This window comes from Bradyrhizobium sp. 76 (assembly GCF_023073025.1).
Lineage (GTDB): Bacteria > Pseudomonadota > Alphaproteobacteria > Rhizobiales > Xanthobacteraceae > Bradyrhizobium.
This window is the reverse complement of record NZ_JADPIS010000035.1, coordinates 701,665-719,916: the sequence shown is the minus strand read 5'-3', so window position 1 is coordinate 719,916 and position 18,252 is coordinate 701,665. Positions and strand designations below refer to the sequence as shown.

Here is an 18,252-nt window from a genome sequence, read left to right as displayed (position 1 = left end):
TGCGGCGATGCTCAAAACCCCGGATCAGCCCATAAAAGCAACAACCCCGGGGGAAGCCATGAGCCAGACCACGACCTATGCCGGTTCGACCGGCGCAGCCAAGTCGGAAATCGAGACCTCGACGATCCGCGCCATCTCCTGGCGCCTGATCCCGTTCCTGGTGCTGGCCTACTTCTTCTCCTATCTCGACCGCGTCAATCTCGGTTTCGCCGCGCTGACCATGAATGCCGAGCTGAAATTCACGCCGCTGATCTTCTCCTGGGGCGCCGGCATTTTCTTCATCGGCTATTTCATGTTCGAGGTGCCGAGCAATCTGGCGCTGGAGAAGTTCGGCGCCAGCCGCTGGATCGCCCGGATCATGGTGACCTGGGGCATCATCTCGGCGCTGATGGCGCTCACGAGCGGCGTCACGAGTTTCTACGTGCTGCGCTTCCTGCTCGGCGTGGCCGAGGCCGGCTTCTTCCCCGGCATCATCCTCTATCTCACCTATTGGTATCCGGCCGAATATCGCGCCCGCTTCCTTGCGGCCTTCGCCATCGCCGTGCCGGTCTCCACCGTGATCGGCGCCCCGGTCTCGGGCCTGCTGCTCGGGCTCGACGGCGCGATGGGCCTGAAGGGTTGGCAGTGGCTGTTCATCATCGAGGGCATCCCCTCGGTGCTGCTCGGCATCGTCACCTGGTTCTATCTCACCGACAGGCCGGAGAAGGCGGATTGGCTCTCGGCCGAGCAGAAGGCCTGGCTCAAGACCAAGCTCGATGCCGAGATCGCGGCCAAGCAGGCGGTGAAGCATTTGTCGCTCGGCGAGGCGCTGACCTCACCGAAGGTGATCATGCTGAGCCTGGTCTATTTCGGCTTCGTCGGCGCGCTGTATGGCATGCAGTTCTGGCTGCCGCAGATCGTCAAGGCGTTCGGCCTCACCAACGCCCAGACCGGCTTCGTCACCGCGATCCCCTATTTGTTCGGCACCATCGCGATGATCCTGTGGGCACGGCATTCCGATGCTACGCGCGAGCGCGTGATGCATGTCGGCGCGCCGTTGCTGCTCACCGCCATCGCGCTCGGCGTCTCCAGCTATCTCACCGACCCCACCCTGACGATGATCGTGCTGACGGTCGCCGCGATCGGCGTGTTCTGCTGCTTCGGCGTGTTCTGGACCCTGCCGACCGCCTGGCTCTCCGGCACGGCGGCGGCCGGCGCCATCGCCCTGATCAACTCGATCGGCAATCTCGCCGGCTTCGGTGGTCCGTATCTGATCGGCTGGGTCAAGGAATCCACCGGCCAGACCTCGAGCGGACTGCTCGTGCTCGCGGTGCTGCCGCTGATCGCCGGCATCCTGGTCTTCATCGGCGGCCACGACAGCAAGCACGAGTTCGTCGAACAGGCGCGGTAGCCTCGAAATATCGCCCTGGCGAAAGCCAGGGCCCATTTCCGCGCGGTCCCTGGGGCCCGCAGCGCGACGCTCTCTTCCAACAGGTCAGGCTTCGGCAAGAGCAGCCGGGAGGCAACCACCCCTTAACGATCACGCTTTCCTGATGACTGACGATTATTGACTTTTATCAGTGATTAGTCGACATTCCTCTCATTGCAGCCGAGGGAGTGTCCTCCGATGTTCGTCCGAACCGTTTTATCCAGCTATTCGAAGCTCTTGGCGGGTGTTTCGTTGGCGCTGATGGCTGCCACCCTCGCTGGGTGCAATGATAGCGTTGCTGAAAAGGCCGAGCCGCCGCGGCCGGTCCTGGTCGCCACCGCGCACTACGATGCCGAAAAGCCCGAGCGCAGCTTCGTCGGCACGATCAGGCCGCGGATCGAGAGCGATCTGGGCTTTCGGGTCGCCGGCAAGGTCGCCAAGCGTCTGGTCGAAGTCGGCCAGACCGTCGAAATCGGCCAGCCGCTCGCGGTCCTCGATGAGGTCGATCTGAAGCTCCAGGCCGAGCAAGCCGTCGCCGAACAGACCGCTGCGACCGGCGTCCTGGCCCAGGCCGCCGCGGCCGAGCAGCGCGCCAAGGATTTGAAGGCCAAGGGCTGGACCACCGATGCGCAGCTGGATTCGAGCCGCGCCGCCGCCGACGAGGCGCGTGCCCGCCTGAACCGGGCCGAGCGCTCGGTCGAGCTGACCAACAATTCCCTTTCCTACGCGACGCTCAACGCCGACGCCCGTGGCGTCGTCACCGCAACGCTGATCGAGCCTGGCCAGGTGGTTGCCGCAGGCCAGACCTCGATCCGTGTCGCCCGCTTTGCCGAAAAGGAAGCGGTCGTCGCAATCCCTGAGACGCTGGTCGGACGTGCCAAATCGGGCGCCGCCAGCGTCACTCTTTGGTCGGAGCCGGGCAAAAAATATACGGCCAGGCTGCGCGAGATCGCGCCCACCGCGGATCCCGCTACGCGCACCTATCTCGCCAAATTTTCGCTGCCCGAGGCCGACGACAAGGTTTCGCTCGGCATGACCGCGACGCTGACGCTGTCGGACGCCGCCACCGAGCGCGTCGCGCGGCTGCCGCTGTCGGCGCTGTTCAACGAAGGCGGCAAGCCGTCCTTCTACGTCGTCGACGACAACGGCGCGGTCACGCTGAAGCCGGTCGCGGTGAAGTCCTACGAGAGCAACGACGTCGTCATCACCGGCGGTGTCGAAGAGGGCGCCAAGATCGTCGCCCTCGGTGTGCAGAAGCTCGATCCGGGCCAGAGGGTGCGGATCGTCTCGTCACTGTCCTTTTAAGTCTCGCTTACGAGTTACGTCGTGTGAGGTGAGTTTCGGCCCGAGCGCAAATGCTTTGGCTGAAGCGGCGAAGCGATCCAGAACCTGCCCAGCCCCCTGGATTGCTTCGCTGCCTCGCGACGACGCCTTGAACAGGGTGGCTGTCGTTTTTTTGCAACCGGATCATCTTTGGAGAGTGCGATGAAGCGCTTCAATCTTTCGGCCTGGGCCGTCAGCCATCCGACGCTGATCCTGTTCCTGATGCTCATTCTCGGCGTCGCCGGATTCTTCTCCTATCAGAAGCTCGGCCGCGCCGAGGATCCGTTCTTCACGGTCAAGGTGGTCAACGTCTCCGTGCTCTGGCCGGGCGCGACCGCGCAGGAGATGCAGGCCCAGGTCGCCGATCCCATCGAGAAGAAGATCCAGGAGCTGCCTTATTTCGAGAAGGTACAGACTTATTCCAAGCCCGGCTTCACCGCGCTCCAGGTCACCTTCCGCGATTCCACGCCTCCGAAGGATGTGCCGTATCTCTTTTATCTGCTGCGCAAGAAGCTCGCCGACGTACAGGGCCAGCTGCCCTCGGGAATTTTGGGACCCGTCGTCAACGACGAATTCTCCGACGTCGATTCCATTCTCTACATGATGACCGGCGACGGCGCCGACTACGCCCAGCTCAAGAAGGTCTCGGAGGGTTTCCGTCAGCGCCTCCTGAAGGTGCCGGGCGTGACCAAGGTCGACGTCTACGGCAACCAGGATGAGCGCATCTTCGTCGAGTTCAGCCATGCCAAGCTCGCCACTCTCGGCATCACGCCGCAGGCGCTGTTCGATTCGCTCGCCAAGCAGAACAACGTGACGCCGGCCGGCACGGTCGAGACCTCTTCTCAACGCGTGCCGCTGCGCGTCACCGGAGCGCTCGACGGCGCCAAGGCCGTCGCCGAAACCCCGGTCGAGAGCAACGGCCGCGTGTTCCGCCTCGGCGACATCGCCACCGTCACCCATGGTTACGTCGACCCGCCGAGCTTCATCGTGCGCCAGGAAGGCAAGGCCGCGATCGGCATCGGCGTCGTCACCGCCAAGGGCGCCAACATCCTCGATCTCGGCAAGGAGGTCGAGAAGGCGACGGCTGAATTCATGAAGGCGGTGCCGCAGGGCGTCGACATCAAGCTGATCGCCGACCAGCCCAAGGTGGTCGAGCACGCCGTCAGCGAATTCGTGCACTCCTTCATGGAAGCCCTCGTCATCGTGCTGTTCGTGTCGTTCCTGGCGCTCGGCTGGCGCACCGGCATCGTGGTCGCGCTGTCGGTGCCGCTGGTGCTCGGCATCGTCTTCGTCGTCATGAACACGATGTCGCTCGATCTGCACCGCATCACGCTGGGTGCGCTGATCATCGCGCTCGGCCTGCTGGTGGATGACGCCATCATCGCGGTCGAGATGATGGTGGTGAAGATGGAGCAGGGCTGGGACCGCATGCGTGCGGCGTCCTTTGCCTGGGAATCCACTGCGTTTCCGATGCTCACGGGAACGCTGGTCACGGCCGCTGGCTTCCTCCCCATCGGCTTTGCCAATTCCGCGGTCGGCGAATATGCCGGCAGCATCTTCTGGATCGTGGCGATCGCGCTGGTCGCGTCCTGGTTCGTGGCGGTGATCTTCACGCCCTATATCGGCGTCATGCTGCTGCCCAACATCAAGGTGCACCACAATCACGATCCGCACGCGGTCTACGAGACCCGCATGTATCGGGGCCTGCGCGCCATCGTGCAATGGTGCGTCAATCACCGCATCACCGTGGTGGCTGCGACCGTCGGCGTCTTCATCGCCTCGATCGTCGGCTTCGGCCACGTCCAGCAGCAGTTCTTCCCGCTGTCCGAGCGCCCCGAGCTGTTCCTCCAGCTTCGCCTGCCCGAGGGCACCGCCTTCAACGTCACGGAAAAGGCGGTGAAGAAGGCCGAGACCATGCTCAAGGACGACAAGGACATCGAGACCTACACGGCCTATGTCGGGCAGGGCTCGCCGCGCTTCTGGCTCGGCCTCAATCCGCAGCTTCCGAATGAGGCTTTTGCCGAAATCGTCATCGTCGCAAAGGGCGTCGAGGCGCGCGAGCGCATCAAGGCCAAGCTTGAAAACGCCGTTGCCGACGGCGCGCTCAACGAGGCCCGCGTGCGCGTCGATCGTTTCAATTTCGGTCCCCCCGTTGGTTTTCCCGTGCAGTTTCGCGTGATCGGCCCCGACGCCAACAAGGTGCGCGAGATCGCCTACCAGGTCCGCGACGTCATGCGGCAGAACAAGAGCGTCAAGGACGTCCAGCTCGACTGGAACGAGCAGTCGCCTTACCTCAAGCTCGTCGTCGACCAGGATCGCGCCCGCGCCATGGGCCTGACCCCGCAGGACGTGTCGCAGGCGCTGTCGATGCTGATCTCGGGCTCACAGGTGACCACCGTGCGCGACGGCATCGAGAAGGTCGGTGTGGTCGCGCGCGCCGTCTCGTCCGAGCGGCTCGACCTCGGTGCAGTCGGCGATCTCACCATCACCTCGCGCAACGGCGTGGCCGTGCCGCTGCAACAGATCGCCAAGATCGAGTATGCCCACGAGGAGCCGATCATGTGGCGGCGTAACCGCGACATGGCGATTACCGTGCGTTCTGACGTCGTCGACGGCGTGCAGGCGCCCGACGTCACCGGCCAGATCGCGCCGAAGCTGAAGGCGATCAAGGACAATCTCGAGCCGGCCTACCGCATCGAGGCGGGCGGCGCGTTCGAGGAATCCGCCAAGGGCAACGCCTCGATCTTCATTCTCTTCCCGCTGATGGTCATGGTGATGCTGACGCTGCTGATGTTCCAGCTGCAGAGCTTCTCGCGCCTGATCCTGGTGTTCCTGACCGCGCCGCTCGGCATTGTCGGCGCCTCGTTCGGACTCAACATCGCCAACGCCCCGTTCGGCTTCGTGGCGCTGCTCGGCCTGATCGCGCTCGCCGGCATGATCATGCGCAACGCGGTCATCCTGGTGGACCAGATCGAGACCGACGTCTCGCACGGCCTGACCCGCCGCGAGGCCATCGTGGAGGCCACCGTCCGGCGCGCCCGTCCGGTGGTGCTGACGGCGCTCGCCGCCATCCTCGCTATGATCCCGCTGTCGCGCTCGGCGTTCTGGGGGCCGATGGCGATCACCATCATGGGCGGATTGTTCGTCGCGACCTTCCTGACGCTGCTGTACCTGCCGGGCCTCTACGCCCTCTGGTTCCGCAAGAGCCTGGATGAGGCGGGTACGCCCGAGCAGCCTGCCGCGCCGCAGCATGGGAGCGATGACCAGAACGCAATTCCGCTTGCTGAGGCGGCTGAATAAGTGAAGATGAACTGCTGATTGACGAGTCCTGACAGATGACACTGGTTTCGGAACATATCGAAGGTGACACCCGGGATCGTATTCTTGAGGTGGCCGAGCGGCTGTTCCGCCAGATCGGTTATCTCAAGACCACGGTCGGGGACATCGCCAAGGAGCTCAAGATGAGCCCCGCCAACGTTTATCGCTTTTTCGAATCGAAGAAGGCGATTCATCAGGCGGTGGCCCGCTCGCTGATGGGCGAGGTCGAGCTCGAAGCGCAGCGGATCGTGGCGAGGCCCGGTCCGGTACTGCCGCGCTTCCGCGAACTGCTCACCACCATCAATCGCATGAACACCGAGCGCTATGTCGGCGACAATAAGCTGCACGAGATGGTCGAGATCGCGATGCAGGAGGACTGGGACGTCTGCGTCAACCACATGGAGTGCATTGCCGGGGTCATCGGCCAGATGATCGCGCAAGGCGTGGCCTCCGGCGAGTTCGAGGCTCCGGACCTGCAACTGGCCGCGCTCTGCGCCTGCACCGCGATGATGCGCTTTTTCCACCCCCAGATGATCGCCCAGTGTGCCACCAAGCCGGGCCCGACCATCGACCAGATGATCGATTTCGTCATCGCGGGATTGTCCCCGCGGCACTGACGGGGCGGCGAATTTCCTCCTATAAGCAGGCCGACCGCCCCGGAATGACGGTTGGTGGCTGGCAAGGACGGATCAACAAACTCCGTCATTGCGAGCGCAGCGAAGTAATCCAGACTGTCTCTGCGGAGGGATTCTGGATTGGTTCGCTGCGCTCGCAAAGACGAGAAGGAAAAAGCGCGTGACCGACAAAGACCTGCACTTCTACGAGCCCGCCAAGGGCCACGGCCTCAAGCACGATCCCTTCAACGCCATCGTCGCGCCGCGGCCGATCGGCTGGATCTCGTCGCGCGACACCAACGGCCATGTCAACCTCGCGCCGTACAGCTTCTTCAATGCGTTCTGCTATGTCCCCCCGATCATCGGCTTCTCCTCCACAAACTGGAAGGACACGGTCGAGAACATCCAGCAGACAGGTGAGTTCGTCTGGAATCTCGCCACCATGGACTTGGCCAGGCACATGAACGCGACTGCGGCCCACGTCGGCCCTGAAGTCGACGAGTTCGAGGTCGCCGGCCTCACCGCCGTGCCCGGCAGGCTCGTCAACGTGCCGCGCGTCGGCGAAAGTCCGGTCGCCTTCGAATGCAAGGTGTCCGACATCGTCCGGCTCAAGGGCGCCGACGGCAAGGAAGCCAATGCCTGGCTGACGCTCGGCGAGGTCGTCGCTGTCCACATCGACAAGGCCATGATCAAGGATGGCGTCTACCAGACCGCCGCCGCCCGCCCGATCGTCCGGGCCGGCCGCAGCGGGGATTATTTCGAGATCAAGCCGGAAAACATGTTCGAGATGGTCCGGCCGGACTGATCTGGTCGCTCTCGTAGCCCGGATTGCGCTTCGCTCCATCCGGGTGACCGCTTTTCACAGCGCTCGCCTCCCGGAACTGCCACCATGCCTCGGCCGTTATGGCTGTGGGCGGCTGCCCGGCCGCGTCAATTCGCGTCTTTTCGCAGGCGAAGTGTTCACCGCCGCCGGCCACTTTCCGCTAAAATGCCCGATCACCGCGCCGATGCATGAGGTCCGCCATGAGCTTCCGCCGCGACACTTTGACAAAGCCGATTTTCTCCTGGGCGCGCGGCGTGCTGCCGGCGATGTCGGACACCGAGCGCGAGGCGCTGGAGGCCGGCGACGTCTGGTGGGACGCTGATCTCTTCACCGGCAACCCTGATTGGTCGAAGCTGCTCAAGGTCCCGCAGGCAACGCTGACCGACGAGGAGCGGGCCTTCCTCAACGGCCCCGTCGACGAGCTTTGCGCCATGCTCGACGAGTGGAAGATCTTTTGGGAATGGCGCGACCTGCCGCCCGATGTCTGGCACTTCATCAAACGCGAAAAATTCTTCGGCATGATCATTCCGAAGGAGTTCGGCGGCCTCGGCTTCTCGCCCTATGCGCATTCGGAAGTGGTTCGCAAGATCTCGACCCGCTCGATCGCCGCCGCGGTGACGGTGATGGTGCCGAACTCGTTAGGCCCCGGCGAGCTCCTGATGCACTTCGGCACGAAGGAGCAGCAGGAGCGCTGGCTGCCGCGTCTTGCCGATGGTCGCGACATTCCCTGCTTCGGCCTCACCAGCCCTGAGGCCGGCTCCGATGCCGCCTCGATGGTCGACACCGGCATCATCTGCAAGGGCAGCTTCGAGGGCCAGGAGGTGCTGGGTCTGAAGCTCAACTGGCACAAGCGCTACATCACGCTCGGTCCCGTCGCGACGCTGCTTGGCCTCGCCTTCAAGGCCTATGACCCCGATCATCTTGTGGGGAGCCAGGAAGAGCTCGGCATCAGCGTGGCGCTGATCCCGACCAACCTTCCCGGCGTCGAAATCGGCAAACGCCATCTGCCGTCGATGCAGGTGTTCCAGAACGGCCCGAATTGGGGCCGCGACGTTTTCATTCCGCTCGACTACGTCATCGGCGGCCAGGCGCGGCTGGGGCAGGGCTGGAAGATGCTGATGACGGCGCTCGCCGCCGGCCGCGGAATCTCGTTGCCGTCGCTCTCCGCCGCCGGCGCCGCCTATGCCGCCCGCACCACCGGCGCCTATGCCCGCATCCGCGAGCAGTTCGGTATCTCCATCTCCAAATTCGAGGGTGTCGAGGAGCCGCTCGCGCGCATCGTCGCGACCGCTTATCAGCTCGATGCGGCGCGACGGCTGACCTGCGCGGCACTGAATGCCGGGATCCATCCCGCCGTCATCTCGGGCATCATGAAGCTGCACGCGACCGAGCGGATGCGCACCGCGGTCGACGACGCCATGGACATCCATGGCGGCAAGGCCGTGATCGACGGCCCGCAAAACTATCTCGGCAATCTCCACCGCGCCGTCCCTGTCGGCATCACCGTCGAGGGCGCCAATATCCTCACCCGCAATCTCATCGTGTTCGGGCAAGGCGCCATCCGCGCCCATCCTTATCTGCTCGACGAGATGAATGCGCTCGCGGATACCGATCGCGAGCGTGGGCTCGCCGCCTTCGACAAGGCGTTCTGGAAGCATGTCGGCCACAGCTTCGAGACACTGTTGCGCGCGTTCGGCCGGAGCTGGAGCTTTGGTGTCTTCGCGCTTGCACCCGACGCCGGTGACGCCAGGCCATTCTATCGTCAGCTCTCGCGCTACTCCGCGGCGTTTGCCCTCTGTGCCGATATGGCGCTGCTGACGCTCGGCGGCGCGCTCAAGCGCAAGGAGATGCTGTCGGCGCGTTTCGGCGACATCCTGTCCGAGCTGTATCTGCTCTCTGCCGCGCTGAAACGCTGGCAGGACGAGGGGCGGCAGAAGGATGATTTTGCAGCGCTCGAATGGTGCATGGCGACGGGCTTTCGGACCATCGAGAACCGGCTTGCCGAGATTCTCGCCAATCTGCCGAACCGTTTCGTCGCAAGCATTCTCAAATTCGTGGTCCAGCCGTTCGGCGCCCGCGTGCTGGGTCCCTCCGACCGAGTGGTGCATCAATGCGCAAGCCTCGTGCTGGAGCCGTCGGCCGCGCGCGACCGCCTCACGCCCGACCTCGCTTATGTCGATGACGATGGCGGCTTCGCCCGGCTGGAGCGCGCTTTCAACCTGGTCGCAGGCACGGACGCCATCGCCAGGCGCATGCGCGCGGCTCATATGAGCGACTGGAAGGATGCGGTGGCCAAGGGCGTGATCACGCAAGCCGAGGGCGAGCAGCTGGCTGGGGCCCGCGAAGCGGTCGCAAAGGTGATAGAGGTCGACGATTTTGCGCCGGAGGCGCTGTCGCCGATTTACAAGAAAACCGGCGACGTGCATCAGTTCTTCCAGGAACTCGGTGAACAGAGGGCGGCGAGCTGATGGCACGACCGGTTTTCATCGTCGACGGCAGCCGGACGCCGTTTCTCAAAGCGCGTTCGGGGCCCGGTCCGTTCACGCCGGTCGATCTCGCCGTGCAATGCGGCCGGCCGCTGCTGGCGCGCCAGCCGTTTTCGCCCGATACATTCGACCAGGTCATCCTCGGCTGCGTCAACGTGATCGCGGACGAAATGAACCCGGCCCGCGTCGCCGCGCTCCGACTCGGCATGGGTGAGGACATGGTCGCGTTCACCGTGCAGATCAATTGCGGATCCGGCATGCAGTCGATCGACACCGCCTACCGCTACATCCGCGAGGGCCATGCCGACATGATCCTCGCCGGCGGCACCGAGGCTTTGAGCCACGCGCCGCTGGTCTGGCCCAATTCGGGCGTGCGCTGGTTTGCCGGCCTCGCCACCGCCAAGGGCGTCGCCGCGAAGCTTGCCGCAGCCTTCAAGCTGCGGCCGCGCTATATCAAGCCGATCATCGGCCTGGAACGCGGGCTGACCGATCCCATTACCGATTTGAACATGGGCCAGACGGCCGAAGTCGTCGGCCATCTCTTCGGCATCACCCGCGCGCAGTCCGATGCCTATGCCGCCGAGAGCCATCGCCGGCTCGCGCATGCGCAGGCGGAAGGTTTTCTCAAGGGCGAAGTCGAAACCGCGTTCTCCCGCGACGGAAAATTCTTCGACCATGATGATGGCGTGCGTCCGGACTCGACGGCCGAGAAGCTTGCCAAGCTGAGGCCGGTGTTCGAGCGTCCCTGGGGCCAGGTCACGGCCGGCAATTCCTCGCAGATCACCGACGGCGCGTCCTGGGTGATCCTGGCGTCCGACGAAGCAGTCGCCAAGCACAGGCTGACGCCGAAGGCGGTCATCGTCGACAGCAACTGGGCCGCACTTGATCCAAGCATCATGGGTCTCGGTCCCGTGATGTCGGCGACGCCGCTGCTGAAGCGCAACGATCTCACCATCCAGGACGTCCAGACCTGGGAGCTCAACGAGGCGTTTGCCACCCAAGTGCTCGGCTGCCTCGCCGCCTGGAATGACGACAAGTTCTGCCGCGAGATTTTGGGACTCGATGGCGCTGCCGGCGAGATCGACCGCGAAAAAATCAATGTCGATGGCGGCGCTATCTCGCTCGGGCATCCCGTCGGCACCTCCGGAAACCGCATCGTGCTGCATCTCGTCAACACCATGAAGCGGCTCGGCACGCGGCGCGGCGTTGCCACCGAATGCATCGGCGGCGGGCTCGGCGGCGCCATGCTGATCGAGGCGGTGTGACATGGATTCCAAGATCATGACCGCGCTCGGCGACCGCGTGCTGGAGCTCGGGCCCAAGCCCGCTGCCGATAGTCCCTACAAGCACTTCAAGCTGACGCGCGACGCCGACGGCGTCGCCTGGCTGCTGTTCGATCGCACTGACTCCAGCGCCAATACGCTGTCCCCGGACGTGATGGAGGAGTTCGACGCCGTGTTGGCGGCGATTGAGACCGAGCGTCCGGCCGGCCTCGTGATCCGCTCCGCAAAACCGTCCGGCTTCATCGCGGGCGCCGACGTCAACGAATTTCGCGGTGCCGATGATGCCGGGATGGTGGAGACGCGGATCCGCGCCGCCCACGCGGTGGTCGACCACCTGGAAGCGCTGAAGCTGCCGACGGTCGCGGTGATCCACGGCTTCTGCCTCGGCGGCGGGCTCGAAGTCGCGCTCGCCTGCCAATCGCGCATCGCCATCGACGGCGCGCGCTTCGGCTTCCCGGAGGTGATGCTGGGCCTGCATCCCGGGCTCGGCGGCACCGCGCGTTTCACCGCGCTGGTCAATCCGACCCAGTCGATGGCCCTGATGCTGACCGGCCGCACCATCGATGCCCGCCGCGCCAAATCGCTCGGCCTCGTCGACACCGTGACGCAGGAGCGCCACGTTCGTAATGCGGTGAAGGACGCACTGTTCGGCCGGCTCAAGCGGGCACGGCCGGGCTTTCTGACGCGTGCGGCGAATTTCGGCTCGGTGCGCGGGCTGTTGGCCAGGCGGATGCGATCGGAGGCGGCGAAGGCCGCGTCCCGCGAGCATTATCCAGCACCCTATGCCTTGGTCGATCTCTGGGAGACCCATGGCGGCAGCAAGGCCGCGATGCTCAGGGCAGAGCAGGCCTCGTTCGCCAAGTTGATGGTGACGCCGACCGCGCAGAATTTGATCCGCGTGTTCTTCCTGCGCGAGCAGATGAAGAAGGCGGCAGGCTCCGGCAACACGATCAAGCACGTCCACGTCATTGGCGCCGGCGCCATGGGTGGCGACATCGCGGCCTGGTGCGCGGGGCAGGGGCTGCGCGTCTCGCTCGCCGATATGAAGGCGGAGCCGATTGCGGGCGCGGTCAAGCGCGCCGCCGAGCTCTACGGCAAGATCATTCGCAAGCCGACCGAGGTGCGCGACGCGCTCGATCGCCTGATCCCCGACATGGATGGGGAGAGCGTCCGCAACGCGGATCTTATCATCGAGGCGGTCCCGGAGAAGCTCGAGCTGAAGCAGAAGGTCTATGCCGGGCTCGAGCCGCGGATGAAGCCGAGCGCGATTCTCGCGACCAACACGTCGAGCATTCCGCTCCAGGATTTGCGCACCACGTTGGCGCGGCCGGAGCGGCTGGTCGGCCTCCACTTCTTCAATCCGGTGTCGCGGTTGCAGCTGGTGGAAGTCGTCAGCCATGACGGTAACGATACGCAGGTGCTGAAGGAGGCACTTGCTTTCGTCGGCGTGATCGATCGGCTGCCGTTGTCGGTGAAGAGCTCGCCAGGCTTCCTCGTCAACCGCGCGCTGACGCCCTACATGCTGGAAGCGATGGTGATGCTGGACGAGAAGATCGACCAGCGCCTGATCGACGCCGCCGCGGAGCAGTTCGGCATGCCGATGGGGCCGATCGAACTGGCAGACCAGGTCGGGCTCGACATTTGTCTCGACGTCGGCGACATGCTGCGCGGCAAGTTCGGCGATCTGCTGCCGCCGACGCCGGCGTGGCTGCGCGAGAAGGTCGCCAAGGGCGAGCTCGGCCGCAAGACCGGCAAGGGCTTTTACGTCTGGCGCGACGGCAAGGCCGAGAAGGCGCCGTTGCCCGAGACTGGTCCGCGCGTCACCGACCAGATGATCGACCGTCTGGTGCTGCCGATGTCCAACGTCTGCGTTGCGGCGCTTCGCGAGGGGATCGTCGATGATGCCGACATGGTGGATGGCGCCATGATCTTCGGCACCGGTTATGCACCGTTCCGTGGTGGTCCGTTGAACTATGCGCGCACGCGTGGCGTGGATCATGTCGTATCCACCTTGCGCGCACTGGCCGGGAGATTCGGCGAGCGCTTTGCGCCGGATCCGGGCTGGGACAATTTCACGTGAGCAGTTTCAAGTGAGCAATCCTCAAGTGAGGAATCTTCAAGTGAGAGCCGCATGAACGAGCAAGCCAATGCCGGGCCGGGCGGCGATCTCTGCATCCGCACGCTGGCAATGCCTGCCGACACCAACGCAAACGGCGACATCTTCGGCGGCTGGCTGCTCAGCCAGATGGACGTCGGCGGCGGCGTGTTTGCGTCAAAGGTCGCAAAGTCGCGCACGGTAACCGTCGCCATCGAGGCGATGAATTTTCGCAAGGCCGTCTATGTCGGCGATCTCGTTTCGGTCCACGCCCACCTCGTTCGCGTCGGGCGCACGTCCATCACCGTGCATCTGGAAGCGTGGGCGCTACGCCGCGGCGAGCAGCAACCCTTCCTCGTCACCGACGGCAACTTCACCTACGTGTCGATCGACGAGCACGGCCGCCCGCAGCCGGTTCGCCCGGCCGACACCACCATCGCGACGTAATCGCACGCGGCGTTGCGCCTCATCTCAGTGCGGCGCCGCCAAACGCGGCGCGACTGAGTCCCGCCGCCGCGGCTTTGCCAAGAACCAGTCATAAAACGGATGAGGTCCCGGCTTACTCAATCGCGTGTCGATCCGGGGCGGAAACGGCGTCAAAATGCCCAGGAACCTTTGGGCGGAACTGCCGTTATTTGCCCGCACTGAGGAATCCACGGACCATGCCGGACAGCTACATCATCGAAGTCGATTCGCAGACCGCAGGTATCGTCGTTCGTTCCCAGGGAGGTTACTGCTTTTTCGCCTCATCCAACCGCTTCAATCGTCTCGAAGGCCAGCTCTTCCGCAACGCCCGCGAAGCCGAGCGCGCCGCGCGCAAGCTGGTTATCGGTGATGTGAAGGAAGCGGCATAATTTTCCGCCTGTCATTTCGGGGCGCGCTAAGCGTGGTCGGAATCTTTTGCCGACAACTGTCCTTCCTTCTCCCCTTGTGGGAGAAGGTGGCGCGAAGCGCCGGATGAGGGGTTGTTTCGCCGCATTCAATTGTGAGAGGTGCGCTCGCGGAAGCATACCCCTCACCCGTCTCGCCGCTCTGCGGCGAGCCACCCTCTCCTACAAGGGGAGAGGGATAAGCCGCAATCACAACTTCGTTGCTGCCCGCGACAACAGCTTCCAGTCGTCGCCCTGCTTCTGCCAGTTCATCAGGATGTAAAGGCTGTTTGTTACTTTCTGTCCGCCGGTCATCATCTCGGCCAGCCAGTGGAAGCGAACGATCGCGGCGGGGCCGACGATCTTGATGGTCGGATCCTTGTACGTAATCGACAGGAATTCCGTTTTGCCGTCGGTGGCGTTGGCGACGAAGGCCGCCTTGTCCTCAAGGAAGCCGCTGGAATGGCTGTAGCTCAGATCGTCCGAGCACAGCGCGCTGAGCGCCTTCGGATCGGCCGCGATCTGGGCGAGGCGAAATGCCTCGACGTTCTTTGCCACCGCCTCGTGGTCTGTCGTGGCAGCATGATCGCGATTCAATGTCGTCATATCCTTCGTCCTTGATTTTGCGTCCACTGTTGCAGCCGCACTTGATTTTGTCGAGCATCAGGTCGCAATACGCTGCATTGCGCCAGGCGGAGCGATTTCTGACGCGCAAAGCGTGGTCGGAATTTTTTGCAGTCCCTGGTGCTCCTGCACTTTCCTTCCCTTGTTGGAGAAGGTGGCGTAGGCCGCCTCCAGCGGTCGTTCTTAAGAAGACGCCGAAGCGAGGCTTCGGCTCTGGCGCCGGATGAGGGGTTGTTTCGCCGAATTCAATTGTGAGAGATGCGCTCGCGGAAGCATACCCCTCCCCCGTCTCGCCGCTCTGCGGCGAGCCACCCTCTCCCACAAGGGGAGAGGGATAAGCCGCAATCACAACTTCGTCGCCGCCCGCGAGAGCAGCTTCCAGTCGTCGCCCTGCTTCTGCCAGTTCATCAGGATGTGAAGGTTGGTCGGCACTTTTTTCCCATCGGCCGCCATCTCCTGTTCCGCCACCCAGTGGAAACGCACGATCGCAGCGGGGCCGACGACCTTGATGGTCGGCTCCTTGTATTCGATCGACAGGAATTTGGATTTGCCGTCGGTAGCGTTGGCGACGAAGGTCGCCTTGTCCTCGACCTTGCCGCTGGAATGGCTGTAGCTCACCTCGTCGGCGCAGAGTGCGCCGAGCGCCTTGGGATCGGCCGCGATCTGGGCGAGACGGAACGCCTCGACCTTCTTCGCTACGGCTTCCTCGTCCGCCGAGGCCGCCAGCACCGGTGTCGTGAGCGCTGAAACTGCAAGCGTGGAGACGGCAAGAGCTGGGACGGCAAGAGTCGAGAGAGCCAGATCGCGTCGGTTGATCGTCATTGTTTCCTCCTTTTTGATCTTGCACGGAGTGTTGCAGCCGCGCGCGACTTTGTCGAGTGTCGCGTAGTGGTCATGCACGTGCGTCATTGCGCGATTGGCGCTGTATTGATACGGCTTTCGTATTGATGCGTCATCTATTCGGGAAAGTACGGACATGATCGAGGCTATCGGCAGGGCGTTGCTGTTCGACATCGACGGTACGCTCGCCAACACCGATCCGCTGCACCTGAAGGCCTTCAACCAGGTGCTCGGCCCTCGCGGCCATGTCTTCGATCACGCCCGCTTCTCGAGGGAGCTGCAAGGCTTTGCGAATATAGCGATCGGCGAGCGCTTTCTGCCCGACGAGGCGCCGGAACGGCGTGCCTTGATCCTCGATGAGAAGGAGGAAGTCTTCCGCGAACTCGTCGCCGGGCAGATCGAGCCGCTGCCGGGCCTGATGGCGCTGCTCGACAGAGCGGATGCGGCCGGTATTCCCATGGTTGCGGTAACCAACGCCCCGCGGCTGAATGCGGAGCTGCTGCTGTCCGGCCTCGGCATCACGGACCGCTTCAAGGCGCTCGTGATCGGCGCCGAGCTGTTGCACGGCAAGCCGCATCCGCTGCCTTATCAGGAAGGGTTGCGCTTTACCGGCGCCAGCGCGATGGCCTCGATCGCGTTCGAGGACTCCCGCACCGGCGTGCAGTCGGCTGCGGCGGCCGGCATTCCGACCATCGGCATCCGGACCAGCCTCAGCCATGCTGATCTCGTCGCCGCCGGGGCTATCGCCTCCGCCAGCGCCTTCGACGATCCGGACCTGCTGACGCGTCTCGCCGCTGCGATGGCGTGGTGAAGACCTCGTCCGTTAACCGTGATCGGCGCGCGCATTGACCGAACGCGCGAACCGCCGCACCATGCAGCTTCCTGACTTGAGGCCATCGCCGTGACCGGACTGACCCATCGCCAAGCCGAAATCCTCAACATCGCGCGGGCCTCGGGCCGCGTCATGGTCGATGAGCTGGCGCGCCGGTTCGAGGTTTCGGCGCAGACCATCCGCAAGGATCTCAACGATCTCTGCGAGCGCCGCTCACTGACCCGCATCCATGGCGGCGCCATCATCGCCTCCGGCGTCGAAAACCTCGCCTATGAGGCGCGGCGCTTCGTCGCCGCGGACGAGAAGAAGGCGATTGGAGCTGCGGCCGCCTCCCTGATCCCGAACGGCTGCTCGCTCTTCATCAACATCGGCACCACGACCGAGGAGGTCGCGAGCGCGCTGACCTCGCACGAGGACCTCCTCGTCATCACCAACAATCTGAATGTCGCCATGCTGCTCTATCGTCATCCCCGCATCGAGGTGGTGGTCGCCGGCGGCACGGTACGACGCGCCGACGGTGCGGTGGTCGGCTCGACCGCGACGCAGCTGATCGGCCAGTTCAAGGTCGACTACGCCATCATCGGGGCGTCCGCGATCGACGAGGAGGGCGCGCTGCTCGACTTCGACTATCGCGAGGTGCAGGTGGCGCAGGCCATCATCGCCAACGCCCGCAGCGTCATGCTGGTCGCGGACTCGACCAAGCTCCGCCGCAGCGCGCCGGTGCGCATCGCACATATCAGCCAGATCCAGACCTTCGTCACCGACCAGGAATTGCCCGAGCGCCTCGCCACCATCTGCCACGGCAAGGGCATCGAGGTGATGGCGGCGATGCCGAAGGGGGCCGATGTCGATGAGGCCCAAGGCGAGATACAAGAAGCGCCCGAGGCCGGGCCGGTGGTGCGGCTGAGGTAGGACTATGGGTTGTCCCACGGGTTCAGCAGCGGGACGCCGAACACCGCGAAATCCGTCACATTGCGCGTGACGAGCATGAGGTTGTTCGCGAGAGCGGTCGCGGCAAAGAAGCCGTCCATGACAGACAATGCGACGCCGCTTCTGCGGCTCTGAGCCATCAGGTCACCCCAGCGTTCGGCCACCGCGTGGTCGATCGACAGGGTACGCCCGGCAAAACGCTCCGGCAGATCGTGGGCAAGCCAGGCGGCCAGTGCTGCGCGCCGACGGCCGTCCTCCAGCAATGCGATGCCGCGGCGAAGCTCGGCGATCGATGCCACGCTGATGAACGCACGATCCTCGTCGATCGTATCAAGCCATGACAGGACTTTCGGCGAAGGGGCCGGCCTCTGGACCTCCGACAACACGTTGGTGTCGAGCAGCAGATTCACGGCAGCTCGTCGTGCGGCGCGTCGTGCACGCGTTCAAGCTCGAGATCGGCGCTGCGGAGCGGCGAAGCCAGCAGGAATTCGGCTAGGGTACCTTTGCGCGCCGTCTTGCGCGCCCATTCCTCGGCGGAAACGATCACCGCATTGGGCTTGCCGTGTCGGGTGATGATTTGCGGGCCGGCTTGAGCACGGTCGATCACCTCGGATAGCCGGGCCTTGGCGTTGGCAAGCGTCCACGAGTCAGTCGCTGGTAAGTCTGGTGCAGTGCTGTGGCCTGTCATGCAGATAATGACCAATATGACTATTGTAACTAATAATGGCCGGCGACGACTATTCAAGAGCAATAATGCTGTTCCAATGCTCTCTTGAACTGACCATTTCCACGCCCCTGTGCCCGCTT

General features: G+C 64.1%; 16 protein-coding genes. 12 read left to right on the top strand and 4 right to left on the bottom strand.

Annotation, left to right across the window (positions count from 1 at the left end; translation table 11 throughout):
• Positions 1-58 precede the first annotated feature (58 nt).
• The 10 genes from IVB48_RS11160 to IVB48_RS11115 all read left to right on the top strand — a co-directional run bounded on the left by IVB48_RS11160 (position 59) and on the right by IVB48_RS11115 (position 14,204).
• Positions 59-1,390, top strand: a complete 1,332-nt coding sequence (locus IVB48_RS11160; RefSeq protein WP_247399948.1) for an MFS transporter — start codon at positions 59-61, stop codon at positions 1,388-1,390.
• Between the two features lie 216 nt (positions 1,391-1,606).
• The gene (locus IVB48_RS11155; RefSeq protein WP_247399946.1) at positions 1,607-2,713 is read left to right on the top strand and encodes an efflux RND transporter periplasmic adaptor subunit; all 1,107 of its coding nucleotides are present in this window, start codon (positions 1,607-1,609) and stop codon (positions 2,711-2,713) included.
• Between the two features lie 180 nt (positions 2,714-2,893).
• Positions 2,894-6,031, top strand: coding sequence for an efflux RND transporter permease subunit (locus tag IVB48_RS11150; RefSeq protein ID WP_247399944.1), 3,138 nt, complete (start codon positions 2,894-2,896; stop codon positions 6,029-6,031).
• A gap of 35 nt (positions 6,032-6,066) precedes the next feature.
• Positions 6,067-6,666 carry a TetR family transcriptional regulator gene (locus tag IVB48_RS11145; protein WP_247291342.1) on the top strand — a complete coding sequence of 200 codons (600 nt, stop codon included), beginning with the start codon at positions 6,067-6,069 and terminating at the stop codon, positions 6,664-6,666.
• A 178-nt stretch (positions 6,667-6,844) separates the two neighbouring features.
• Positions 6,845-7,468 (top strand): flavin reductase family protein, encoded by a 624-nt coding sequence (locus IVB48_RS11140; RefSeq protein ID WP_247357065.1) that lies wholly within the window; start codon positions 6,845-6,847, stop codon positions 7,466-7,468.
• 218 nt (positions 7,469-7,686) lie between these two features.
• The gene (locus IVB48_RS11135; protein WP_247399942.1) at positions 7,687-9,954 is read left to right on the top strand and encodes an acyl-CoA dehydrogenase; all 2,268 of its coding nucleotides are present in this window, start codon (positions 7,687-7,689) and stop codon (positions 9,952-9,954) included.
• Entirely contained in the window at positions 9,954-11,237 is a 1,284-nt protein-coding gene (locus IVB48_RS11130; protein WP_247399940.1) for an acetyl-CoA C-acetyltransferase, read from the top strand. Before IVB48_RS11135 ends, IVB48_RS11130 begins: the two co-directional genes overlap by 1 nt.
• Before the next feature lies 1 nt (position 11,238).
• A complete protein-coding gene (locus tag IVB48_RS11125) occupies positions 11,239-13,335 on the top strand; it encodes a 3-hydroxyacyl-CoA dehydrogenase NAD-binding domain-containing protein (RefSeq protein WP_247399938.1) in 2,097 nt (698 codons plus the stop codon).
• Positions 13,336-13,386: 51 nt separating this feature from the next.
• Entirely contained in the window at positions 13,387-13,797 is a 411-nt protein-coding gene (locus IVB48_RS11120) for an acyl-CoA thioesterase (protein WP_027568529.1), read from the top strand.
• Between the two features lie 215 nt (positions 13,798-14,012).
• Positions 14,013-14,204 carry a hypothetical protein gene (locus IVB48_RS11115; RefSeq protein WP_247399937.1) on the top strand — a complete coding sequence of 64 codons (192 nt, stop codon included), beginning with the start codon at positions 14,013-14,015 and terminating at the stop codon, positions 14,202-14,204.
• 225 nt (positions 14,205-14,429) lie between these two features.
• Here IVB48_RS11115 and IVB48_RS11110 read toward each other — a convergent pair whose 3' ends face one another.
• Together IVB48_RS11110 and IVB48_RS11105 are read right to left on the bottom strand one after the other, a co-directional pair.
• Positions 14,430-14,825 (bottom strand): nuclear transport factor 2 family protein, encoded by a 396-nt coding sequence (locus IVB48_RS11110; RefSeq protein WP_027568530.1) that lies wholly within the window; start codon positions 14,823-14,825, stop codon positions 14,430-14,432.
• Between the two features lie 363 nt (positions 14,826-15,188).
• Positions 15,189-15,665, bottom strand: coding sequence for a nuclear transport factor 2 family protein (locus IVB48_RS11105; protein ID WP_247357061.1), 477 nt, complete (start codon positions 15,663-15,665; stop codon positions 15,189-15,191).
• Positions 15,666-15,819: 154 nt separating this feature from the next.
• On the opposite strand from IVB48_RS11105, the gene IVB48_RS11100 reads away from it, so the two are divergent.
• A complete protein-coding gene (locus IVB48_RS11100) occupies positions 15,820-16,494 on the top strand; it encodes an HAD-IA family hydrolase (RefSeq protein ID WP_247399936.1) in 675 nt (224 codons plus the stop codon).
• A gap of 90 nt (positions 16,495-16,584) precedes the next feature.
• Positions 16,585-17,427 (top strand): DeoR/GlpR family DNA-binding transcription regulator, encoded by an 843-nt coding sequence (locus IVB48_RS11095; protein WP_247357059.1) that lies wholly within the window; start codon positions 16,585-16,587, stop codon positions 17,425-17,427.
• A 2-nt stretch (positions 17,428-17,429) separates the two neighbouring features.
• Here the strand turns inward: IVB48_RS11095 and IVB48_RS11090 are convergent, their stop codons facing one another.
• Entirely contained in the window at positions 17,430-17,855 is a 426-nt protein-coding gene (locus IVB48_RS11090) for a type II toxin-antitoxin system VapC family toxin (protein WP_247357058.1), read from the bottom strand.
• Positions 17,852-18,133, bottom strand: coding sequence for a type II toxin-antitoxin system Phd/YefM family antitoxin (locus IVB48_RS11085; protein WP_247399935.1), 282 nt, complete (start codon positions 18,131-18,133; stop codon positions 17,852-17,854). The genes IVB48_RS11090 and IVB48_RS11085 overlap by 4 nt, the downstream gene beginning before the upstream one ends.
• Between the last annotated feature and the right edge of the window lie 119 nt (positions 18,134-18,252).